The 21,810-nt window shown below is 73.1% G+C and carries 19 protein-coding genes; 8 read left to right on the top strand and 11 right to left on the bottom strand.

From position 1 onward, the window contains the following. Positions 1–169 precede the first annotated feature (169 nt). From DKT68_RS14680 to hutH, 3 genes are read left to right on the top strand one after another with little or no spacing between them, the layout of a single operon-like run. Entirely contained in the window at positions 170–1,531 is a 1,362-nt protein-coding gene (locus tag DKT68_RS14680; RefSeq protein ID WP_109817965.1) for a formimidoylglutamate deiminase, read from the top strand. After that, a complete protein-coding gene (gene hutI, locus DKT68_RS14675) occupies positions 1,528–2,712 on the top strand; it encodes an imidazolonepropionase (protein WP_109817964.1) in 1,185 nt (394 codons plus the stop codon). The genes DKT68_RS14680 and hutI overlap by 4 nt, the downstream gene beginning before the upstream one ends. Beyond that, positions 2,709–4,247 (top strand): histidine ammonia-lyase, encoded by a 1,539-nt coding sequence (gene hutH / locus DKT68_RS14670; RefSeq protein ID WP_109817963.1) that lies wholly within the window; start codon positions 2,709–2,711, stop codon positions 4,245–4,247. Before hutI ends, hutH begins: the two co-directional genes overlap by 4 nt. Positions 4,248–4,278: 31 nt before the next feature. On the opposite strand, the gene rdgB is transcribed toward hutH, so the two are convergent. The 9 genes from rdgB to DKT68_RS14625 form a co-directional block, all read right to left on the bottom strand. Then, entirely contained in the window at positions 4,279–4,896 is a 618-nt protein-coding gene (gene rdgB / locus DKT68_RS14665) for an RdgB/HAM1 family non-canonical purine NTP pyrophosphatase (protein ID WP_109817962.1), read from the bottom strand. Then, entirely contained in the window at positions 4,893–5,618 is a 726-nt protein-coding gene (rph, locus tag DKT68_RS14660) for a ribonuclease PH (RefSeq protein WP_109817961.1), read from the bottom strand. Before rph ends, rdgB begins: the two co-directional genes overlap by 4 nt. A 111-nt stretch (positions 5,619–5,729) precedes the next feature. Then, complete coding sequence (locus DKT68_RS14655; protein ID WP_109817960.1) at positions 5,730–6,473, bottom strand: MBL fold metallo-hydrolase; 744 nt, start codon at positions 6,471–6,473, stop codon at positions 5,730–5,732. 225 nt (positions 6,474–6,698) lie between these two features. Further along, the gene (locus DKT68_RS14650; RefSeq protein WP_109817959.1) at positions 6,699–7,664 is read right to left on the bottom strand and encodes a PLP-dependent cysteine synthase family protein; all 966 of its coding nucleotides are present in this window, start codon (positions 7,662–7,664) and stop codon (positions 6,699–6,701) included. Positions 7,665–7,675: 11 nt separating this feature from the next. After that, positions 7,676–8,053, bottom strand: a complete 378-nt coding sequence (locus DKT68_RS14645) for a MoaD/ThiS family protein (protein ID WP_109817958.1) — start codon at positions 8,051–8,053, stop codon at positions 7,676–7,678. Between the two features lie 66 nt (positions 8,054–8,119). After that, the gene (locus DKT68_RS14640; protein ID WP_109818031.1) at positions 8,120–8,608 is read right to left on the bottom strand and encodes a Mov34/MPN/PAD-1 family protein; all 489 of its coding nucleotides are present in this window, start codon (positions 8,606–8,608) and stop codon (positions 8,120–8,122) included. A gap of 53 nt (positions 8,609–8,661) precedes the next feature. Then, entirely contained in the window at positions 8,662–9,156 is a 495-nt protein-coding gene (locus DKT68_RS14635; protein WP_201749046.1) for a DUF2017 domain-containing protein, read from the bottom strand. A 2-nt stretch (positions 9,157–9,158) separates the two neighbouring features. Continuing rightward, the gene (clpS, locus tag DKT68_RS14630) at positions 9,159–9,449 is read right to left on the bottom strand and encodes an ATP-dependent Clp protease adapter ClpS (RefSeq protein ID WP_109817957.1); all 291 of its coding nucleotides are present in this window, start codon (positions 9,447–9,449) and stop codon (positions 9,159–9,161) included. Positions 9,450–9,597: 148 nt separating this feature from the next. Then, positions 9,598–11,148 (bottom strand): P-loop NTPase family protein, encoded by a 1,551-nt coding sequence (locus DKT68_RS14625; RefSeq protein ID WP_109817956.1) that lies wholly within the window; start codon positions 11,146–11,148, stop codon positions 9,598–9,600. 196 nt (positions 11,149–11,344) lie between these two features. Here DKT68_RS14625 and DKT68_RS14620 point away from each other — a divergent pair, with 196 nt between their 5' ends. From DKT68_RS14620 to DKT68_RS14605, 4 genes are read left to right on the top strand one after another with little or no spacing between them, the layout of a single operon-like run. Next, positions 11,345–14,023 (top strand): LuxR C-terminal-related transcriptional regulator, encoded by a 2,679-nt coding sequence (locus DKT68_RS14620; RefSeq protein ID WP_109817955.1) that lies wholly within the window; start codon positions 11,345–11,347, stop codon positions 14,021–14,023. Between the two features lie 16 nt (positions 14,024–14,039). Beyond that, positions 14,040–15,326 (top strand): nicotinate phosphoribosyltransferase, encoded by a 1,287-nt coding sequence (locus DKT68_RS14615; protein ID WP_109817954.1) that lies wholly within the window; start codon positions 14,040–14,042, stop codon positions 15,324–15,326. 48 nt (positions 15,327–15,374) lie between these two features. Next, positions 15,375–15,956 (top strand): isochorismatase family protein, encoded by a 582-nt coding sequence (locus DKT68_RS14610; RefSeq protein WP_109817953.1) that lies wholly within the window; start codon positions 15,375–15,377, stop codon positions 15,954–15,956. A 40-nt stretch (positions 15,957–15,996) separates the two neighbouring features. Further along, a complete protein-coding gene (locus DKT68_RS14605) occupies positions 15,997–17,247 on the top strand; it encodes an MFS transporter (RefSeq protein ID WP_109817952.1) in 1,251 nt (416 codons plus the stop codon). Between the two features lie 801 nt (positions 17,248–18,048). On the opposite strand, the gene ctaD is transcribed toward DKT68_RS14605, so the two are convergent. Both ctaD and DKT68_RS14595 read right to left on the bottom strand, forming a co-directional pair. Next, positions 18,049–19,809 carry an aa3-type cytochrome oxidase subunit I gene (ctaD, locus tag DKT68_RS14600; RefSeq protein ID WP_109817951.1) on the bottom strand — a complete coding sequence of 587 codons (1,761 nt, stop codon included), beginning with the start codon at positions 19,807–19,809 and terminating at the stop codon, positions 18,049–18,051. A gap of 119 nt (positions 19,810–19,928) precedes the next feature. Then, positions 19,929–21,035 (bottom strand): FAD-dependent monooxygenase, encoded by a 1,107-nt coding sequence (locus tag DKT68_RS14595; RefSeq protein ID WP_109817950.1) that lies wholly within the window; start codon positions 21,033–21,035, stop codon positions 19,929–19,931. Between the two features lie 305 nt (positions 21,036–21,340). On the opposite strand from DKT68_RS14595, the gene DKT68_RS14590 reads away from it, so the two are divergent. Next, positions 21,341–21,810, top strand: a 470-nt coding sequence (locus DKT68_RS14590; protein WP_407940743.1) for a GH12 family glycosyl hydrolase domain-containing protein, incomplete at its 3' end; no start/stop codon positions are given.

The following is a 21,810-nucleotide window of genomic DNA, read 5'->3' as shown; positions in this document are numbered from 1 at the left end:
GCCGGTCGCCGGGTGGTACGGATCGGCGGCGTCCGCGTGTGCGAGGTCGCCGGCGCGGCGGTGGCAGGTTCTTCCCGCCGTCCTTCAGAGCTGATGTCGCAAACGAATCAGCCAGAACGTCCCAGCCGCCGATGTCGCAAGCGATTCAGCTCCAAAGGGGGCGAGGGGCATGACCACAACCCGCTGGCTGGCGGAGTACGCCTGGCTGCCCGAGTACGCCGAGCCCACGCCGGACGTGCTGATCGAGGTCGAGGACGGCCGGATCACCGCGCGCACGCCACTCGTCGGGGCCGGAAGCCCGGCCGCCGGGGTCGAGGTGCTGCGGGACGCGACCCGACTGCCCGGCCTGACGCTGCCCGGCCTGGCCAATGTGCACTCGCACGCCTTCCACCGGGCGCTGCGCGGTCGTACCCACGGCGGCCGGGGCGACTTCTGGACCTGGCGGGACCGGATGTACGCCGTCGCGGACCGCCTGGACCCGGACACGTACCTCGCCCTGGCGCGGGCGGTCTACGCCGAGATGGCGCTGGCCGGGATCACCTGCGTCGGCGAGTTCCACTATCTGCACCACCGGCCCGACGGCGGCGCCTACGACGACCCGAACGCGATGGGCGCGGCGCTGGTCGAGGCCGCCGCGCACGCCGGGATCCGGCTCACCCTGCTGGACACCTGCTACCTGACCGCCAGCGTGGACGGCCGGGCCCTGGCCGGGCCGCAGCGACGCTTCGGCGACGGCGACGCCACCCGGTGGGCCGAGCGGGCGGCGGCGTTCCACCCGACGGACGGGCACGCCCGGGTCGGCGCGGCCGTGCACTCGGTGCGGGCGGTCCCCGCCGACCAGCTCGACACGGTGGCCGGCTGGGCCCGGGACCGGCAGGCGCCGCTGCACGTCCACCTCTCCGAGCAGCCCGCCGAGAACGACGAGTGCCGGGCCGTGCACGGGCGTACGCCGACCGCGCTGCTCGCCGAGCACGGCGTGCTCGGGCCGGACACCACGGCCGTGCACGCCACCCACCCGACCAGCGGCGACGTGGCACTGCTCGCGGAGAGCCGGACCGGGGTGTGCCTCTGCCCGACCACCGAACGGGACCTCGCCGACGGGATCGGCCCGGCCCGGCGGATGGCCGACGCGGGGATCCGGTTGAGCCTGGGCAGCGACAGCCACGCGGTGATCGACCTCTTCGAGGAGGCGCGGGCGGTGGAGCTGGACGAGCGGCTGCGCACCCGGCGCCGCGGTCACTTCGCGCCAGCCGACCTGCTGAGCGCCGCCAGCGCCGCCGGCCACGCCGCGTTGGGCTGGGCCGACGCCGGGCGGATCGCCGTCGGCGCCCGCGCCGACCTGGTGACGGTACGGCTGGACAGCGCCCGCACCGCCGGTGTGCCTCCGGTGGGCGCGTTCTTCGCGGCCGGGGCGGCGGACGTCGTCCAGGTCGTGGTGGACGGCCGGGTGGTGGTGGCCGAGGGCAGGCACCTGAGCGTGGACGTGCCGACCGAACTGTCGTCCTCGATCGAGGCGGTGACACCCGCATGAGCAGCCTGCTGGTGGACAACATCGGGGAGCTGGTCACCAACGGCGCCGGCGAGGGTCCCCTGGGCATCCGCCGGGACGCCGCCGTGCTCGTCGAGGAGGGGCGGGTGGCCTGGGTCGGGCCGGCGGCGTACGCGCCCGCCGCCGACCGGCGGGTCGACGCCGGTGGCGCGGCCGTGCTGCCCGGCTTCGTGGACAGCCACGCACACCTGGTCTTCGCCGGTGACCGGGCCGCCGAGTTCGCCGCCCGGATGGCCGGCCAGCCGTACACCGGCGGCGGCATCCGCACCACGGTCGGCGCTACCCGGGCCGCCTCCGACGACGAGCTGCGCGCCACCGTGCGCCGGCTCCGCGGGGAGGCGCTGCGGCAGGGCAGCACCACCATCGAGATCAAGAGTGGGTACGGGCTGACCGTCGCCGACGAGGCCCGCTCGCTGCGGATCGCCGCGGAGTCCAGCGCCGAGACCACCTTCCTGGGCGCGCACGTGGTGCCCGCCGAGTACGCCGACCGCCCCGACGACTACGTCGGGCTGGTCTGCGGGCCGATGCTGGCCGCCGCCGCTCCGTACGCGAAGTGGGTCGACGTGTTCTGCGAGCGGGGCGCCTTCGACGTCGACCACGCCCGGGCCATCCTGGCGTGCGGGCAGGCCGCCGGGCTGGGCGTGCGGGTGCACGCCAACCAGCTCGGCCCCGGCCCGGGCGTCCAGCTCGGGGTGGAGCTGGGCGCGGCCAGCGTCGACCACTGCACCCACCTGAGCGACGCCGACGTGACCGCGCTGGCCGACACGGCCACGACCGACGGGTCGGGGACCCGCACGGTGGCGACCCTCCTGCCCGGCGCCGAGTTCTCCACCCGCTCGCCGTACCCGGACGCCCGCCGGCTGCTCGACGCCGGAGTCACCGTCGCGCTGGCCACCGACTGCAACCCCGGCTCGTCGTACACGTCGTCGATGCCGTTCTGCATCGCCCTCGCCGTCCGCGAGATGCGGATGACCCCGGCGGAGGCGCTGTGGGCGGCGACCGCCGGTGGGGCGCGGGCGCTGCGCCGCGACGACATCGGCGTGCTCACCACCGGCGCCCGGGCCGACCTGGTCGTCCTCGACGCGCCGTCGTACCTGCACCTGGCCTACCGGCCCGGTGTCCCACTGATCCGCCAGGTCCTGCTCAACGGAGTGCCGCAATGACGACCGTGACCATCCAACCCACCGGGGTCTCCCCCGCCGACGTGCTCGCCGTGGCCCGCGGCAACGCCAAGGTCGTCCTCGACCCGGCCGCCATCGACGCCATGACGGCCAGCCGGGCCATCGTGGAGGGCATCGAGTCGGCCGGCCGCCCCGTCTACGGGGTCTCCACCGGCTTCGGGGCGCTCGCCAACACCTTCGTCGCCCCGGAGCGCCGGGCCGAACTCCAGCACGCGCTGATCCGCTCGCACGCCGCCGGGGTGGGCGCGCCGATGCCGCGCGAGGTGGTCCGGGCGATGATGCTGCTGCGGGTCCGCTCGCTCGCGCTGGGCCACTCCGGGGTCCGCCCGCTGGTCGCCGAGGCGCTGCTCGACCTGCTCAACAACGACATCACCCCGTGGGTGCCCGAGCACGGCTCGCTGGGCGCCTCCGGTGACCTGGCGCCGCTGGCCCACTGCGCGCTCGTGCTGCTCGGCGAGGGCTGGGTGCTCGGCCCGGCCGGCGAGCGGCAGGACGCGGCCGACGTGCTGACCGCCGCCGGGATCAAGCCGATCGAGCTGGCCGCCAAGGAGGGGCTGGCGCTGATCAACGGCACCGACGGCATGCTCGGCATGCTGCTGATGGCCATCGACGACGCCGCGCACCTCTTCACCATGGCCGACGTGACCGCCGCGCTGGGCATCGAGGCGATGCTCGGCTCCGAGCGGCCCTTCCTGCCCGAGCTGCACGCCATCCGCCCGCACCCGGGTCAGGCGGCCTCGGCGGCGAACATCCACCGCCTGCTGCAGGACTCCCGGGTGATGGACTCGCACCGCGACGACCTGGCGCACGCGGTGCAGGACGCGTACTCGATGCGCTGCGCGCCGCAGGTCGCCGGGGCCGCCCGGGACACGCTGGAGTTCGCGCGAACGGTCGCGGGCCGCGAGCTGGTGTCGGTGGTGGACAACCCGGTCGTGCTGCCGGACGGCCGGGTCGAGTCGACCGGGAACTTCCACGGCGCCCCGCTCGGCTTCGCCGCCGACTTCCTGGCCATCGCCGCCGCGGAGGTGGGTGCGATCGCCGAGCGGCGGGTGGACCGGCTGCTGGACGTCGCGCGGTCCCGGGACCTGCCGGCGTTCCTCACCCCCGACGCGGGCGTCAACTCCGGGCTGATGATCGCCCAGTACACGGCGGCCGGGATCGTCGCGGAGAATCGCCGGCTCGCCGCGCCCGCCTCGGTGGACTCGCTGCCCACCAGCGGGATGCAGGAGGACCACGTGTCGATGGGCTGGGCGGCGGCCAAGAAGCTGCGCACGGTGCTGGACAACCTGTCCAGCGTGCTCGCGGTCGAGCTGCTGGCCGCGGTCCGCGGCCTCCAGCTCCGCGCGCCGCTGGTGCCGTCGCCGGCCGGCCAGGCCGCGGTCGCCGCGCTGACCGGGTCGGCCGGTGCGCCCGGCCCCGACATGTTCCTCGCTCCGGTGATGGAGGCGGCCCGCGCGGTGCTGGCCGGCCCGGAGCTGCGCGCCGCCATCGAACGGGAGGTCGGCCCGCTGAGCTGACCTCCGCCGGGTCGCTGTCGTCCGCCGCGGGTCAGGCGGCGGGCGGCAGCACCTTGGCGACCAGCTTGGCCAACTCGCGCAGCGCCTTGCCGCGGTGACTGATCGCGTCCTTCTCCGCCGGGGTCAGCTCGGCGTTGGTCCGCTCCTGCCCGTCGCCCAGGAAGATCGGGTCGTAGCCGAAGCCGCCGTCGCCACGCGGAGCGCGCAGCACCTGGCCGGACTGCCGGCCGTCGACCAGGTGCTCCTTGCCGCCGGGCAGCACCAGCGCCACCGTGCAGACGAAGGACGCGGCCCGCTGCTCGTCGGGCACGTCGGCGATCTGGTCCAGCACCAGCTGGAGGTTGGCGCGGTCGTCGCCGTGCCGGCCGGACCAGCGGGCGCTGAACACCCCCGGCATCCCGTTGAGCGCGTCCACCGCCAGCCCGGAGTCGTCGGCGATGGTCGGCAGCCCGGTACGCCGGAAGCCCTCCCGCGCCTTGATCAGCGCGTTCTCGCCGAAGGTCAGGCCGGTCTCCGGCAGTTCTTCGTACTGCTCGACGTCGTCGAGCCCGAGCAGGGCGATCCGGTGCGCGCCGAGCGCGCCGTCCAGGATCCGCTGGAGTTCCACCAGCTTCTTACGGTTGCGGGTCGCGAGCAGGACCTTGTTCATGACAGTGCCTTCCGCTGGGCTTCGGCCAACTCGGCGCAGCCGGCGACGGCCAGGTCGAGGAGGCTGTCGAGCTGCTCCCGGGCGAACACACCCGCCTCGCCGGTGCCCTGCACCTCGACGAAGTCGCCGGCACCGGTGCAGACCACGTTCATGTCCACCTCGGCGGCCACGTCCTCCTCGTAGCAGAGGTCGAGCCGCGCCTCGCCGGCGATGATCCCCACGCTGACCGCGGCCACCGAGCGGTGCATCACCCTGTCCGGCTTGCCGGCCAACGCCTTGCGGGCGGCCAGCCAGTCCACCGCGTCGTGCAACGCCACGTACGCGCCGGTGATCGCGGCGGTCCGGGTGCCACCGTCGGCCTGGAGCACGTCGCAGTCGAGCACCACCGAGTTCTCGCCGAGCGCCTTCAGGTCGATGCAGGCGCGCAGGCTGCGGCCGATCAGCCGGGAGATCTCGTGGGTACGGCCACCGACCCGGCCCTTGACGCTCTCGCGGTCGGAGCGGGTGTTGGTGGCCCGGGGCAGCATCGCGTACTCGGCGGTCACCCAACCGAGCCCGGAGCCCTTGCGCCAGCGGGGCACCCCCTCGGTGACGCTCGCCGTGCAGAGCACCCGGGTATCGCCGAACTCGACGAGCACCGAGCCCTCCGGATGCGTGCTCCAGCCTCGGGTCAGGGTCACCGGTCGAAGTTGATCGGGCCCTCGCCCGTCAGGTCGCGCCATCCCTGCACCCTATGCGGTGCGGTGATCCACCCGCCCCCGGGTGCCCCGACCGGACTCCGCGTCGTGCACCCGGAGGAATCCGGCGACCGCGGTCGACCAGGACGAGGTGGGTCAGACGTCGTAGCTGGCGCCGGCCCGGACCACCTCGAGCGGCCCGGTGTACGCGGCGGCGGCCGACTCCAGCGTGTGCGCCTCGCTGCCCCAGGCGGCCACCAGGTGCGTGAGCAGCAACCGGCCCACCACGGCCTTGGTCGCCGTCTCACCGGCCTCCCGGCCGGTCAGGTGCAGGTCCGGTGGGTTGTCCGCGCCGTCGAGATAGCTGGCCTCGCAGAGGAAGACGTCGGCGTTCTGGGCCAGTCGCAGCAGCGCGTCACAGGGCGCGGTGTCCGAGGAGTAGCAGAGGGACCGCCCGCCGTGCTCCAGCCGCACGCCGTACGTCTCGACGGGGTGGTTGACCCGGTCGACGGTGACCGTGAACGGCCCGATCGGGAAGGTGCCCGGTTGGAGCGCGTAGAACTGGTAGACGTCCTCGACGGTGCTGTCGTCGCCGTACGCGGCGCTGAGCCGGTCCGGGGCGCCGGAGGGCGCGTACACCGGCAGCGCCGGGTAGGGGCCGTCCGGGGCGTAACGGCGGACCACCACGTACGACACGGCGTCGAGGATGTGGTCGCAGTGCAGGTGGGTCAACAGGATCGCGTCCGGGGCGTGCAGCCCCGCGTACCGCTGGAGACTCGACAGCGAGCCCGTGCCGAAGTCGACCAGGAGCCGGAAGCCGTCGGCCTCCACCAGGTAGGCCGAGCACGGCGACTCCGGGCCGGGGAAACTGCCGGCGCACCCCAGGACAGTCAGTCGCATCGAGTCGTCTCGCTGTCACTGTCAGTAGCACTCATGCCGGCCGTCGTCTCGGCCATGATCTCTACCGACGCGTACGCCACGCTGCGCAGCCTACGCCGGGACACGCCGCAGCAAGAATCATCCAATGGAAGTTGTCACGAACGTGACACCGGCTCACAGTGTGTCGGGCAGCGTACGGGCCGTCGACACGTGCATCGACGGCCCGCACCCGAAGACCCCTGCCCGTCAGGCCCAGAGCTGACCCTCCAGGGCGTCCTCGGCGTCGGCCAGCGTCCCGCCGTACGCGCCGGTGGACAGGTATTTCCAGCCGCCGTCGCAGACCACGAACGCCACGTCGGCCCGGCGGCCGTCGCGGACCGCCTCGTGCGCCACCGCGAGCGCGGCGTGCAGGATCGCGCCGGTGGAGAAACCGGCGAAGATGCCCTCCACGTCGACGAGCTGCCGGGTACGCAGCACCGCGTCCCGCGTGCCGACCGAGAAGCGCCGGGAGAGCACCGAGGCGTCGTAGAGCTCCGGCACGTACCCCTCGTCGATGTTGCGCAGGCCGTAGACCAGCTCGCCGTAGCGCGGCTCGGCGGCCACGACCTGGATGCCGTCGACCTTCTCCCGCAGGTAGCGCCCGGTGCCCATCAGGGTGCCGGTGGTGCCCAGCCCGGCCACGAAGTGCGTGATGGTGGGCAGGTCGTGCAGCAGCTCCGGCCCGGTCGTCTCGTAGTGCGCCCGCGCGTTGGCCTCGTTGCCGTACTGGTAGAGCATCACCCAGTCGGGGTGCTCGGCGGCGATCTGCTTCGCGGTGGCGACGGCCTGGTTGGAGCCACCCGCCGCCGGCGAGAAGATGATCTCGGCGCCGTACATCCGGAGCAGCTGGACCCGCTCGGTCGAGACGTTCTCGGGCATCACGCAGACCAGCCGGTAGCCGCGCAGCTTGGCCACCATCGCCAACGAGATGCCCGTGTTGCCGCTGGTCGGCTCGAGGATGGTGTCACCCGTCCGGAGTCGGCCCGCCTCCTCCGCCCCACGGACCATGAACAGCGCGGCCCGGTCCTTGATGCTGCCCGTCGGGTTCCGGTCCTCCAGCTTGGCCCAGAGCCGCACCGGCGGCGCGCCGTCGGGCACCGTCGGGGAGAGCCGGGGCAGGCCGACGAGCGGCGTGCCCCCGCAGGCGTCGAGCAGGCTGTCGTACCGCGCCATGGCGGCCGCCCTCAGCGGGCGGCGACGGCGCCGCCCGCTGCCGCCGTCGCAGTCTGCTGGCGAACGGCAGCGGCGCTGTGCTGGCTGATCGCCGCCGCCGCCGCGAAGCCGAACGCACCGCCGGCCACTGCCGGCAGGATGGTGATGCTGTCGCCGTCGGAGAGCTTCGCGTCCAACGCGCCGAGGAAGCGGACGTCCTCGTCGTTGACGTAGACGTTGACGAAGCGGTGCAGCGCGCCGGCGTCGGTGACCAGCCGGCCACGCAGCCCGGCGTGCCGGGAGTCCAGGTCGGTGAGCAGGTCGTTCAGGGTGTCGCCGGAACCTTCGACGACCTTGGCGCCGCCGGTGTAGCTGCGCAGGATGGTGGGGATGCGAACCTCGATGGCCATGATGTCGTGCTCCTCATTCGGGTGTGCCAACGGTGACGGGACGGAACGGGTGCGGACGCTGACGGGTCAGCGGCCGGAACACTCGTAGTCGACCGTCGCCGGGCTCTGCCCGAACATGTAGGACTGGACGGCGTGCGGGTCGACCCCGGCCTCCACCACCCGAACCGGCTCCTCGGTGACCACACCGTCGACGATCCGGAACGACCGGATCTCCTCCGAGTCGGGCTCACGGGTCGAGACGAGCAGGTAGTGCGCGCCGGGCTCGCCGGCGAAGGAGACGTCCGTCCGCGACGGGTACGCCTCGGTGGCGGTGTGCGAGTGGTAGATGATGACGGGCTCCTCGTCCCGGTCGTCCATCTCCCGCCACACCCGCAGGTGCTCCATCGAGTCGAACTCGTAGAAGGTCATCGACCGCGCGGCGTTGTCCATCGGGATGTGCCGGGTCGGGGTGTCGCTGCCGACGGGACCGGCGACCACGCCGCACGCCTCGTCTGGGTGGTCCCGGCGCGCGTGGGCGACGATCGCGTCGATGATCGACCGGTCGATGCTCAGCACGTGCACCAGCCTAACGCCTGGCGGGTACCGGCCTGAAGTGGTGCCGGTCACCCCTAGTCGATCAAGGCGTTGAGCAGCGACTCCTGTAGATATCCGAGGTACGCGTAGACCGACAGCTGGAACACCCGGCTGGAGGACGCATCCTCGGCCACCGCGTCGTCCAGCTCCTCGCCCAGGTCCGTGCCGTCCTTGATCTCCAGCCGGACGCCCATCGCCAGCCGGGCGTCGTTCAGCGCCCGCAGCCACGCCTCGGCCGCCTCGGCGTCCAGCCGCACCTCGCCGCCCGCCTCGTCAGGCAGCGCCGCCAGGATGGCCCCCGCCTGATCGATCTTCGCGGTCTTCAGATCACCCTCGGTGTAGCGGCGGAACTCGGCGGAGCCGGCCGAATCCTCGGGGTAGACCGCCGGGAAGAGCCGGTCGACGACCGGGTCGCTGTGGTCGAAGCCGTCGGTGAGCAGGCCGACCACCTCGGAGGCGACCTTGCGCAGCACCCGCACCTCGTCCACGGCCAAGGTGGCGACATAGCGGCCGGCCTGGCGACGGAACATACTCACGAGCGGTCCACCGTCGCCCACAGCCCGTACGCGTGCAGCTGCGACGCGTCGTGCTCCATCCGTTCCCGGGCACCGGTGGAGACCACGGCGCGCCCCTTGTGGTGCACGTCCAGCATGAGCTGCTCGGCCCTCTCCCGGCTGTAGCCGAAGAGCTTCTGGAAGACCCAGGTCACGTACGTCATCAGGTTGACCGGGTCGTCCCACACGATCGTCACCCACTGCCGGTCGGACGCCGGAACCTCGTGAGTGTCCGGCGTCTCGACCGGTGCAACCTGCGGAGCCGCCATGCCCCCCATCGTGCCACCGCTTTCCCGGAACCGAGGAACCGGAACGCCGGCCTGGCGAGGATCACCCAAACCGGCCGCTCCGGCCTCGGCCCGGACGCCAGCGGACGCGAGGCGCCACACGGAGCCGGGGCAGGACGCAGGCACGCCGTCAGGCGAGCAGGATGCCGTGATCGACTGCATCGGAGAGCACCGCGCCCAGCGAGAGGCGGATCACCTCGAACCGTCGGGAGACCTCCCGGGACAGCCCCAGCTCGACCTCCCGCAACGCCCGCTGGGACCACGCCCGGGCCGCGTTCTGGTCGTCGTTGCCGGGGGTACGCCACTGCTGCCAGCAGCCGCCGGAGAGCGCCACCGCGACCGGCGGGAGCACCTCGTCGCGGGACGCCCTCGGATAGCCGTCGAGCGCGTCGATCGCCTCCGGGCCGGTCAGCCCGGCCACCCCCGCTGTGCTGGTGATCAGCAGCACCCGGTCCAGGTCGCGGCCGGGCCGGTGATCGGTGAGGCCGTACTGCACGGCGGTGGCGATCCGGCGGAGCACGCCCTCGGCCGGTGGCGCGCCGAGCACCCGCGCCGCGGCGTTGGCCAGGATGCCTCGTACCGCCTGGTCGCACTGCGCGGTGGCCAACAGGGACAGCGCCGCCATCTCCCGGTCCAGCAGTTCCGGTAGACCGGCGCATCCGACCCCGAAGACGATCTCCTGAACGACCCGCAGGTGGGCGTTGGCCAACTCCAACGCCAGGTGCTGGCGGATCCGCTGCGAACAGGAGCGGGTCTGCCGGTCGAGCTGCTCGGACCAGTCCCCCGGGTCGGCCACGACGGTCACCCGGTCGTGCTGGCCCGGCAGCACCGGCGGATCGGCGCTGGCCCGCTGGAGCCCCTCCTGCGCCGCCCAACCCACCAGCGCCCGGCGCAGGTCGGCGGCGGACTCGGCGTCGTCGACCGGGAACCACCGCGCACCGGCCAGGGACGGCACGGCGGCCAGCAGCGCCGCGCGGTGCGCCTCCACCGTCACCGCGACCGGGTCCACCTCTTCACGCACACCGCCTGGCGGCGGGACGGACGCCCCCGTGCCCTCCGTCGTCGCCACGCCGTCGGCCAGTGGAGCCCAGCCCGCCGCGCCGGGGGTGACCGCGAAGACGACGTTCACCGGGGCGGCGGCCACCTCGGCGAGCAGGTTGAGCTCCGCGGCGGTGAACGCCTGGTCGGCCGCGATCACGAAGAGCAGCGCGCCGGCCCGACCGACCGCGTCGAGCAGCACGCGGCCGCCGGCGACGCCGAGCGTGCCGGTGTCCGGCGTGTCGACCAGGGTGAAGTGCCGCAACAGTGGCTCGGGCACGCTCAGCTCGACCCGCCGGGGCGGGCGGGCCAGCGCCGGGCCGGCGGCGTCCCGGTCGGCGCCGTACGAGTGCGGCTGGCGGTAGCCCGGCACGTACGCCGCCCGGGTGGGCGCCTTGGCGTGTCGCACCACCAACCAGCTGCCTGACGGCACGGTCAGCATGACCGGGTCGAGCCCGAGCAGGGTGGCGAGCACCCCGCGCCGCTCGGCGCCGGCCGGGCCGACGGCGACCACGCCGAGCGGCTCCTCCGGACCGGGGCCGGTGACCCCGACCCGGGTCGGTAACGGGCCGCAGCGCGGCAGGTCAGCGTGGCCGGCCATGTCGCCCGACGAGTCGACCGAGGGGAGAGGGCCCTGCTTCATCAGGTGGCCTCCCGTAGCAGGCGACCGGCGCGCCGGTCGCGTGGAAATTCCGGTGACGAACCCGGATGTCGGAAGAGTACGGGCGGGCCGGTGACCGGGCCGAACACCTCGAATACTCAGCGGTAACGACGAGGCTACTCAACTTCGGTGCGTGACGGTACGGGCGCGGACAGGTTTCGATGGATATGCTGCGCAAATGAGTCGATGGCAGTTCGTCGGCCGAACCGACGAGCTCAACCGCCTGTTGGCGGCAGTGACGGGCGAGGCTGGCCGAGGGCTCTTCTTCAGCGGCAGCGCGGGCATCGGCAAGAGCCGGCTGCTGCGCGAGGGCGTCAGCACACTGCCCACCGACCGGTACGCGATCTGGTCCATCGCGGCCAGCGCCACCACCGCCGCGCTGCCGTTCGGCGGGCTGGTGCAGGTCCTCCCCGCCGAGCAGCCGCAGGGCCTCTCGCCCGCCGGCATCCTGCGGTGGGCGCTGGACGTGCTGCAGCAGCAGGCCGCGGGCCGGCGGATCGTGCTCGCCATCGACGACGCGCACCTGCTCGACCCACCCTCGGCGGCGCTGGTGCACCTGGTCGCCCGCTCGGAGAACGCCACCGTGCTCGGCACACTGCGCGACGGCGAGCAGATCCCGATGCCGATCCGTGCACTCTGGACCGACGACCTGGTCGAGCACGTCGAGCTGCCCCCGATGCCACCGGCGGACACCGCCGGCCTGCTGGCGGCGATCCTGGGCGGCCCGGTGGACGCCGGCTCCGCCGACCGGCTCGGCCGGCTGTCGGCCGGCAACCCCCTGCTGCTGCGGGAGCTGGTGCACGCCGCCAGCGGCAGCGCGGAGCTCAAGCGCACCTACGGCATCTGGAAGTGGACGGGCCGCCTGGAGCTGGCGCCCAACCTGACCGATCTGATCGACACGCGGGTCGGCAAGCTCACCGACGGCGTCCGCGCGGTCGTCGAGCTGGTCGCCTTCGGCGAGCCCCTGGGCCTGTCCCTGCTCAACCAGGCCGCCCATCCGACCGACGTGGAGACCGCCGAGGAACGTGGGCTGATCACCGTGGTGCAGCACGACCGGCGGACCAACGTCCGGTTGGCCCACCCGCTCTACGGCGAGGTGATGCGCCGCCGCTGCCCCGTCAGCCGGACCCGGCGGCTCCAGGCCCACCTCGCGGAGCTGCTGGAGCGGGTCGGCAAGCGCCGCCGCGACGACCTGTTGCGGGTGGCGGTGTGGCGGCTCGACTCGGGCACCGCACAGGACCCGGCCCTGCTGGTGGACGCCGCGGTGCAGGCGTTCACCCGCTACGACGTGCCGCTGGCGACCCGGCTGGCCCGCGCGGCGCTGAACGCCGACGGCGGCTCCGACGCGGCGGAGCTGCTGGCCACCATCCTCATGTTCGCCGACCGCCCGGAAGAGGCGATCGAGGTGCTGGACGCGGTGACCCCGGAGCCCGGCGACGACCGGCGGTTCTGCCGGTGGCTGACCGTCCGGGGCATGGTGAGCTACTGGGGGCTGAGCCAGGAGTCCACCGTGGAGGAGATCGCCGCGCAGGTCGAGCAGCTCCGCGACTCCGCCGACCGTGCCCGGGTGCACGCCTTCGAGGCGATCATGCGACTGCACCGGCTGGACACGACCACCGCCGTGCGGCTCAGCCAGCGGGTGCTGGACCGGCCGGCGGCCAGCGTCGCCGCCCGCGAGCTGGCCCGCAGCACCATCGCGTACGTCCAGGCCGCGCAGGGCCAGCTGTCCCGCAGCGGTACGGCGATCGCCCAGGTGCACTCCGCGGCGGCCAGTTGGCGGACCGACATGCCGTACCTGCAACTGGCCCTGGAGTTGGCCCGGGGCACCCGGCTCATGCTCACCGGCGACCTGGCCGGCATCGACGCGATCGTCGCCGACGAGTTCGCCGACCTCGCGGGGGCGGGCGACTTCCGGTTGGGCACCGGATACCTGGGCATCCTCCAGGCGTACGCGGCCCGGCTGCGCGGGCAGAGCGACGCGGCGATGCGGACCTCGCTGGGCGCCTGCGCGGTGCTGGCGACCAGCCGGGTCTACGCCGGTATCGCCCAGGCCGAGCGGGCCCAGGCGGCGGCGTTGCGCGGCGACGCGGCGCAGGCCACCGAGGCGATGGCCGAGGCGGACCGCACCCACGCGCCGGGCATGGCGGTGCTCTACCCGTGGCTGGAGCAGGCCCGTGGCGCGGTGCTCGCCGCCTCGGGCGACCTGCCGGGCGCGGTGAAGCAGCTCAACGACCTGGTGGACCGGCTGCGCGCGGACGGCTTCGCCGGGCACGAGGTGCACGTCCTGCACGATCTGGTCCGGCTGGACCAGGCCGGCGCGCCGGTGGGGCCGACCTGCTCCGACGGCGGCCGGCGCACCGTCGCGCAGCGCCTCGCCGAGCTCTCGGAGCAGGTCGACGGCGTGCTCCCGCCGCTGCTGGCCCGGCACGCCCGCGCCGCGGTGACCGACTCCGCCCCGGAACTGCTCGCGGTCGCCGACGACTACGCCGCGCTGGAGCTGACGTTGTACGCCGCCGAGGCCACCGCCCAGGCCCTGCACCGGCTACGCCAGCAGCACTCCGCGGCGGTCGTCGACGCCCGGGAGCGGCTTGCCGGGCTGCTCGGCCGCTGCGACCTGATCCGTACGCCGGCGCTGCACGCCGGGGCGCCGGTGCTGACCGACCGGGAGTGGCAGGTGGCCCGCCTCGCCGCGCACGGCGCGACCAGCCGGGCCATCGCCGAGCGGCTCTTCCTTTCGGCCCGCACCGTGGAGAACCACCTCCAGCGGATCTACGCCAAGCTCGGCGTGACCGCCCGGGCCGAGTTGTGGGCGGCGCTCCGATCGATCCCGGGCCACGAGGGCGGCGACGCGGGCTGAACCTTAGGCTGGGGCCGTGAGCACCCTCCGCCCCGCCCTGCTGACCGACCACTACGAGCTGACCATGGTCAGCGCGGCCCTGAAGGACGGCACCGCCGACCGCCGCTGCGTCTTCGAGGTGTTCAGCCGCCGGCTGCCGACCGGGCGGCGGTACGGCGTGGTCGCCGGCACGACCCGGCTGATCGAGCTGATCCGCGACTTCCGGTTCGACCCCGAGGAGATCGACTTCCTGCGTCGGACCGGGGTGGTCGACGAGGCGGCGGCGGCCTGGCTCAGCGACTACCGCTTCACCGGCGACGTCGACGGGTACGCCGAGGGTGAGCTGTTCTTCCCCGGTTCGCCGATCCTCACCGTCTCCGGCGGCTTCGCCGAGTGCGTGGTGCTGGAGACGCTGGCGCTCTCCGTGCTCAACCACGACAGCGCGGTGGCGGCCGCGGCGGCCCGCATGGTGACCGCGGCGCGGGGCCGGGCGCTGATCGAGATGGGCTCCCGCCGGGCGCACGAGGAGGCGGCGGTGGCCGCGGCGCGGGCCGCGTACCTGGCCGGTTTCGGGTTCACCTCCAACCTCGCCGCCGGCGCGCGCTACGGCATCCCCACGGCGGGCACGGCCGCGCACGCGTTCACGCTGCTGCACGACGACGAGCGGGCCGCGTTCGCCTCGCAGGTGGCCACGCTGGGCAAGGACACGACGCTGCTGGTCGACACGTACGACATCAGCCAGGGCATCCGCAACGCGATCGCGGTGGCCGGCCCGGAGCTGCGGGCGGTGCGGATCGACTCGGGTGACCTGGCGGTGATCGCGCAGCAGTCCCGGGAACTGCTGGACTCGCTGGGCGCGACCGAAACAAAGATCATCGTCTCGGGTGACCTGGACGAGTACTCGATCGCCGCGCTGGCCGCCGAGCCGGTGGACATGTACGGCGCGGGCACGGCCGTGGTCACCGGCTCCGGGGCGCCGACCGCCGGGCTGGTGTACAAGCTCGTCGAGGTCGAGGGACGGCCGGTGGTGAAGCGCTCCGAGCACAAGGCGACCATCGGCGGCCGGAAGGTGGCGGTCCGCCGGCACAAGCCGACCGGCACCGCCACCGAGGAGGTCATCGTCCCGCAGGGCGTGCCGGACCGGCAGCCCAACGACCGGATGCTCCAGCGCTCGTACGTGGTCGACGGCGAGCCGGTGGCGCTGCCGACCCTCGACGAGTCGCGGGAGCACCTGCGTGAGTGCCTGATCTCCATCCCGTGGGAGGGGCTGAAGCTCTCCGCCGGCGACCCGGCCGTGCCGGTCACCGTCATACCCGCCGACTGAGACCGCCGGGGCCCGCACGGGGCCCGACCGTGACGAGAGGAGCGCCCGATGCGCAACGCGCTGATCATCGTGGACGTGCAGAACGACTTCTGCGAGGGCGGTTCGCTGGCCGTCGGGGGTGGCGCCGGGGTGGCCGCCGGTATCTCCCGACTGCTCGCCGCCGAGCCGGACCGGTGGGCGCACGTGGTCGCCACCAAGGACTACCACATCGACCCGGGCGCGCACTTCGGCGATCCGCCGGACTTCGTGGAGTCCTGGCCCCGGCACTGCGTGGTCGGCACCAGCGGGTCGGAGTTCCACCCCGATCTGGACACCGGGCGCGTGGAGGCGATCTTCCACAAGGGCGAGCACGCGGCGGCGTACTCCGGGTTCGAGGGGCACGCCGACGACGGTGAGTGCCTGGCCGACTGGCTGCGCCGGCACGACGTGGACCGGGTCGACGTGGTCGGCATCGCCACCGACCACTGCGTCCGGGCGACCGCGCTGGACGCCGCCCGGGAGGGCTTCGCCACCACCGTGCTGCTCGACCTGACCGCCGCGGTCGCTCCGGCGACCACCGACGTTGCGCTGCGGGCGCTGGACGGCGCCGGGGTGACCCTGCACGGTCAACCTGTGATCAGGGCCGCATGAGGCGGTAATTGGTTGGCCTTCGGGCCGCCGCCGGTCGAGGATGTCGCCGGAGGTACGGACCGACGTGAACATGAAGCCTTACCGGGAAGCGCTCGCGCTACCCGGCCTGCGGTCGCTGCTGCTGGTAGCCGTCCTCGCCCGCATTCCGCTCACCGCGACCGGGGTGACGCTGACCTTCCACGTGGTGCTCGACCTCGATCGGGGCTACGGGGCGGCCGGCCTGGTCGGCGCGGCCATCACGGTGGGCGCGGCGATCGGCGGCCCGCTGCTCGGCCGGCTGGTGGACCGGCGGGGCCTACGCCCGGTCCTGGTGCTCACCGGCATCGTCGAGGCGGTGTTCTGGGCCACCGCGCCCTCGCTGCCGTACCCGCTGCTGCTGCCGGCCGCCTTCGTGGCCGGCTCGCTCGCCCTGCCCATCTTCTCGGTGGTCCGGCAGTCGATCGCCGCGCTGGTCCCGGAGGACCGGCGCCGGCCGGCGTACGCGCTGGACTCCATGTCGGTCGAGCTGTCCTTCATGATCGGCCCGGCGCTGGCGGTGGCCCTGGTCACCGCGATCTCCGCGCGGACCACCCTGTACCTGGTCGGCGCCGGCATCGTCGCCGCCGGGATCGCCCTGTGGCTGCTCAACCCGCCGATCCGCGGCGCTACCGAGCCCGTCGGCCCCCGACGTCGGGTGCCCCGCCGGGAGTGGCTGACCCCCCGGCTGCTCGCCGTGCTGGCGGTCAGCGCCGCCGCCACCCTCGTCCTGGGCGGCACGGACGTCGCGGTGGTCGCCGTACTGCGGGAAAGCGGCGAGGTCGGCTGGACCGGCGCGGTGCTGGCCGGCTGGGCGGTCGCCTCGCTGGTCGGTGGCTTCGCCTACGGCGCCGTGCACCGCTCGCTGTCCCCGCTGGTGCTGACCGCGGCGCTCGGCCTCTGCACCATCCCGGTCGGGCTGGGCGGCGGGCACTGGTGGCTGCTGTGCCTGGCGCTGATCCCGGCCGGTGCGCTCTGCGCGCCGACCATCGCGGCCTCCTCCGACGCGGTGAGCCGACTGGCCCCGGCCGAGGTCCGCGGTGAGGCGATGGGCCTGCACGGGTCCGCCGTCACCGTCGGCATCGCGGTCGGCGCGCCGCTCGCCGGCGCGGTGATCGACGCCAGCGCGCCGCTCTGGGGCTTCGTGGTGACCGGTGCGTTAGGCGCGCTGGTCACCCTGGTGGTGCTCCCGATCGAGCTGCGCCGCCGCCGCAACGCCGACGCGGCCGCCCTGCCGCCGCCCGTCGAGGCGGACCTCACGCCCGTCGCCCCCTGAGACCGGCACGCCCCCTGTCCTCGGCTGACCACCCAAACCAGGGCGACGGTGAGCCGCGCCCCTGCCGCGCACTGCCGCCCGCCAACGCCGGACCCGCTGCTGTTCATGGCGACCGCACCGAGATGGTGGCCGGCCGCTTAGCGGCCCAGCAGCCCAGCAGCGCAGCGGCCCAGCGGCCCAGCGGCCCAGCAGCGCAGCGGCCCGGAGCGCAATGGACCAGCGGCCCAGCAGCCCGGCAGCCCCGCAACGCAGCGGCCCGGCAGCCCCCCAACGCAGCGGCCCGGCAGCCCTGCAGCGCAGCGGCCCGGCAGCACATCTCGCAAAAGAGCGCGATACCTGTGAGGCATATTTATGCCTCACAGGTATCGCGCTCTTCAGGACAGGTGGCCCCGGGAACGGCCAGTAAGAGTCCGGGCCGAGCGAGCGGACCGGCCGCACAGACCGAGCCGCATGAGCGGATCAACCGAACCGAATCGAACCACGCGGGGTCGAACTGACTAGCGGACCGAACCACCGGAGCGGGACCGAAAAGACCGAGCTGACCGAGCGGGACCGAAAAGACCGAGCAGGCCGAGCAGGCCGAGCAGGACCGAAAAGGCCGAGCAGGCCGAGCAGGACCGAGCAGACGGAGCACACGAGCACACCGAGCAGGCCGAGCAGGCCGTGTATCTAGGCGGCCTGGAACCGGGGGCCGGCCACGAGGGGATCAGCGGGCCACGTACTGGTGGCCGGACATGGCGACGGGCGCCGCTCCCGGTGGTCCCGGTAGCGGCGCCCGTCGTACGGTTCAGGGGCTGAGGATCAGTTCCTCTCGACTCCGCCGGGGGTGTCCTCGCGGTAGCTGGCACCGCCGTCCGACTCGCTGGTGAGCGGCTTGGCGCCACCCTCCGGCGGGCCGGCCAGGCTCTGTCCACCGGCGGCCAGCTCCGGGAACTTCGCGTCGAACGCCGGCCGCTCGGAGCGGATCCGGGGCATCCGGTCGAAGTTGCGCAGCGGGGGCGGGCTGCTCGTCGCCCACTCCAGGGAGTTGCCGTGACCCCAGGGGTCGTTCACCTCGACCACCGGGCCGGTCTTGTACGACTTCCAGCAGTTGTAGATGAACGGCAGCGTGGAGATACCGGTGATGAACGCGCCGATCGTGGAGATCATGTTCAGCGTGGTGAAGCCGTCGCTGGGCAGGTAGTCGGCGTACCGGCGGGGCATGCCCTCGTTGCCAAGCCAGTGCTGCACCAGGAACGTGGTGTGGAAGCCGATCATGGTGAGCCAGAAGTGCACCTTGCCCAGGCGCTCGTCGAGCATCCGGCCGAACATCTTCGGGAACCAGAAGTAGATGCCCGCGAAGACCGCGAACACGATGGTGCCGAAGAGCACGTAGTGGAAGTGCGCCACCACGAAGTACGAGTCGGACACGTGGAAGTCGAGCGGCGGGCTGGCGAGCAGCACACCGGTGAGACCACCGAAGAGGAAGGTCACCAGGAAGCCGATCGCCCAGAGCATGGGCGTCTCGAAGCTGATCTGGCCCCGCCACATGGTGCCGATCCAGTTGAAGAACTTCATACCGGTCGGCACGGCGATCAGGTAGCTCAGGAAGCTGAAGAACGGCAGCAGCACCTGGCCGGTGGCGAACATGTGGTGCGCCCAGACGCTCATGGAGAGCGCGGCGATCGCGACGGTCGCGGCGACCAGACCCTTGTAACCGAAGATCGGCTTGCGGGAGAAGACCGGGATGACCTCGCTGATGATGCCGAAGAACGGCAGCGCGACGATGTACACCTCGGGGTGCCCGAAGAACCAGAAGAGGTGCTGCCAGAGCATCGGCCCGCCGGTTGCCGGGTCGTACACGTGCGCGCCGAGGATGCGGTCCGCGGCGAGAGCGAACAGCGCGGCGGCCAGCAGCGGGAAGACCAGGATGACCAGCAGGCTGGTGACCAGGATGTTCCAGGTGAAGATCGGCATCCGGAACATGGTCATGCCGGGCGCGCGGAGCGTCAGCACCGTGGTGATCATGTTGACCGCGCCGAGGATGGTGCCCAGGCCGGAGATGGCCAGACCCATGATCCACATGTTGGCGCCGACGCCGGGCGAGTGCTCGACGCTGCTCAGCGGCGCGTACGCGAACCAGCCGAAGTCGGCGGCGCCACCCGGGGTGATGAAGCCGGCGGTCGCCATCGTGCCGCCGAACAGGTACAGCCAGTAGGCGAAGCTGTTAAGCCGGGGGAAGGAGACGTCGGGCGCGCCGATCTGGATCGGCACGATGTAGTTCGCGAAGGCGAACACGATCGGCGTCGCGAAGAACAGCAACATGATCGTGCCGTGCATCGTGAAGAGCTGGTTGTACTGCTCGGGCGACAGGAACTGCAGCCCGGGCCGGGCCAGCTCAGCCCGCATGATCAGGGCCATCAGGCCACCGATCATGAAGAACACGAACGCGGTGACCATGTACATGATCCCGATCTGCTTCGCGTCCGTGGTACGCAGCAGCCGCGCGATGGCCGACCCCTTGACCGGCTCGCGGACCGGCCAGGGCCGGGTCACGACCGGCTTGGGTGCGACGGTGGTCACGAGTGGCCTCCGGTTCTCGGTTGTCCCGCTCGGCACACGCTGGTTATCTGCGGGCCGTCATCCGCAAGGAGGATAGTCCCCGGCAGGTCGCAGTCCCGCGTGGGGTGTCGGGACACGATCTAGAGCGGGCCCACCAGCAGCCGGTAGTGTTCCCCGAAGATCCGGTCGCCGCGTCCGCGCAGCAGCGGGTCCCGCAGCGCCGGCGGCACGTCCCTGGTCCGGTTGCGGTCCCGGGTCCGGTCCCGCACCCATCGGGTACGCGGACGGCGGCGGCTCTCGTACGCCACCAGCGCCGCCTCCACGCTGCCGGCGGCACCCAGCGACTCGGCCAGCACGACGGCGTCCTCCAGCGCCATCGCCGCGCCCTGGGACAGGGTCGGCGCGGTGGCGTGCGCGGCGTCGCCGACCAGCAGCACCCGCCCCCGGTACCAGCGGCCCAGCTCCACCTCGTCGGTGATCCCGACGTGCACCCGGTCGAGCGCCGCCAGCACCTCGGGGACCGGGCCGCGGTAGTCGGCGAAGAGTTCGCGCAGCCGGGCCAGCGGGTCGGCGGGCGGCTCGGTGCCGGCCTCGTCGGCGTAGCAGTGCAGGCGACCGGCGCCGATCGGCACCACCAGCATCCCGGAGCGCTGACCGAGCAGGGCGGTCCACTCGGCGACGGGGGGACCGTCGCGCAGCACGGCCCGGTAGACCACCTGCCCGACGGGGCGGGGTGGCCCGCCGAGGGCGGCGAGCGCCCGGACCGAGGAGCGGGGTCCGTCGGCTCCGATGACCAGGTCGTACTCGGTGCTGGTGCCGTCGGTGAAGGTGACCCCGACGGCGCCGGGGAGCAGGTCCAGGGTGCGGACCTCGGCGCCGTGGCGGACGGCGCCGCCGGCTCCGCTGAGCAGCACCCGGTGCAGGTCCGCCCGGGGCAGCGCCCGGCACTCGCCGACGCCGGCCCAGAGGGTGTCGAGGTCGACCTCGCAGAGCGGCGCGCCGGCGGCGTCGAAGAAGCGCTGGCGCCGGATCACCTGCCCGAGTGGGCGCACCGGGTCGTGCAGGCCCAGCCGGTGCAGCGCTCGGGCGGCGTTGCCCGGCAGGTAGAGGCCGGTCTCGGTGGACTCCCCCGGTGGCAGCTTGTCCGTGACGTCCGGTCGGAAGCCCGCCAGGCGCAGCGCCCGGGCCACGGCCAGGCCGGCAATGCCCGCGCCGACGACGAGGATGCGCAGGGGGGAGCCACCCATGGTGGTGTACGCCTCCGGAGGGGATGCGGCACGCGTTGGAGGCAACACGCTACTCGGCGCTATCGACGCACACCAGGGCCCGATCGGACCGCCCGCGATCGCCCGTCGGTGGGCGGGCGCCGTTAGCTGGACGTCCGGCGACGGCCATCCGACGCGGCGGTGGCAATCCTCACAATTCACCAGTTTGACGCGTACGGTTGCGCTCCAGTATCAGACATGTAAATGTGTCGTTGAGCGTGGGAGCGCTCCCGCATCTGCCCCGACCCCGTCCGGCGCCCGGGCACGCGCCGCAGTCAAGGAGCGTCATGAAACGTCCACTTCGGGCCCTGGTCGCCGCCGGCCTGCTGCTCGGCGGCTCCCTCGTCGCCGTGGCCTTCGGCGGCAACGCCTCCGCCGACACCCAGATCTGCGAGCAGTACGGCTCGACCGTCATCCAGAGCCGGTACGTGGTGCAGAACAACCGCTGGGGCACCACTGCCCAGCAGTGCATCAACGTCACCAGCACCGGCTTCGAGATCACCACCCAGAACGGCAGCAACCCCACCAACGGCGCGCCGACGGCGTACCCCTCGGTGTTCTTCGGTTGCCACTACACCAACTGCTCCCCCGGCACGAACCTGCCGATGCAGGTGAGCCAGATCAGCAGCGCCACGAGCAGCATCAACTACCGGTACGTCAGTGGCGCGACCTACAACGCCTCGTACGACATCTGGCTGGACCCGACGCCGAAGACCGACGGCGTCAACCAGATGGAGATCATGATCTGGCTCAACCG

The sequence above is a fragment of the Micromonospora acroterricola genome (assembly GCF_003172955.1).
Lineage (GTDB): Bacteria > Actinomycetota > Actinomycetes > Mycobacteriales > Micromonosporaceae > Micromonospora > Micromonospora acroterricola.
This window is presented reverse-complemented; position numbering and strand designations above follow the sequence as displayed.

Excerpts from the sequence above, each read along its gene's own strand:
- DKT68_RS14680 (WP_109817965.1), top strand. The coding sequence starts at position 170 with ATGACCACAACCCGCTGGCTGGCGGAGTACGCCTGGCTGCCCGAGTAC.
- hutI (WP_109817964.1), top strand. The coding sequence starts at position 1,528 with ATGAGCAGCCTGCTGGTGGACAACATCGGGGAGCTGGTCACCAACGGC.
- hutH (WP_109817963.1), top strand. The coding sequence starts at position 2,709 with ATGACGACCGTGACCATCCAACCCACCGGGGTCTCCCCCGCCGACGTG.
- rdgB (WP_109817962.1), bottom strand. The coding sequence starts at position 4,896 with ATGAACAAGGTCCTGCTCGCGACCCGCAACCGTAAGAAGCTGGTGGAA.
- rph (WP_109817961.1), bottom strand. The coding sequence starts at position 5,618 with ATGGCGCGACCTGACGGGCGAGGGCCCGATCAACTTCGACCGGTGACC.
- DKT68_RS14655 (WP_109817960.1), bottom strand. The coding sequence starts at position 6,473 with ATGCGACTGACTGTCCTGGGGTGCGCCGGCAGTTTCCCCGGCCCGGAG.
- DKT68_RS14650 (WP_109817959.1), bottom strand. The coding sequence starts at position 7,664 with ATGGCGCGGTACGACAGCCTGCTCGACGCCTGCGGGGGCACGCCGCTC.
- DKT68_RS14645 (WP_109817958.1), bottom strand. The coding sequence starts at position 8,053 with ATGGCCATCGAGGTTCGCATCCCCACCATCCTGCGCAGCTACACCGGC.
- DKT68_RS14635 (WP_201749046.1), bottom strand. The coding sequence starts at position 9,156 with ATGTTCCGTCGCCAGGCCGGCCGCTATGTCGCCACCTTGGCCGTGGAC.
- clpS (WP_109817957.1), bottom strand. The coding sequence starts at position 9,449 with ATGGCGGCTCCGCAGGTTGCACCGGTCGAGACGCCGGACACTCACGAG.
- DKT68_RS14625 (WP_109817956.1), bottom strand. The coding sequence starts at position 11,148 with ATGAAGCAGGGCCCTCTCCCCTCGGTCGACTCGTCGGGCGACATGGCC.
- DKT68_RS14620 (WP_109817955.1), top strand. The coding sequence starts at position 11,345 with ATGAGTCGATGGCAGTTCGTCGGCCGAACCGACGAGCTCAACCGCCTG.
- DKT68_RS14610 (WP_109817953.1), top strand. The coding sequence starts at position 15,375 with ATGCGCAACGCGCTGATCATCGTGGACGTGCAGAACGACTTCTGCGAG.
- DKT68_RS14605 (WP_109817952.1), top strand. The coding sequence starts at position 15,997 with ATGTCGCCGGAGGTACGGACCGACGTGAACATGAAGCCTTACCGGGAA.
- DKT68_RS14595 (WP_109817950.1), bottom strand. The coding sequence starts at position 21,035 with ATGGGTGGCTCCCCCCTGCGCATCCTCGTCGTCGGCGCGGGCATTGCC.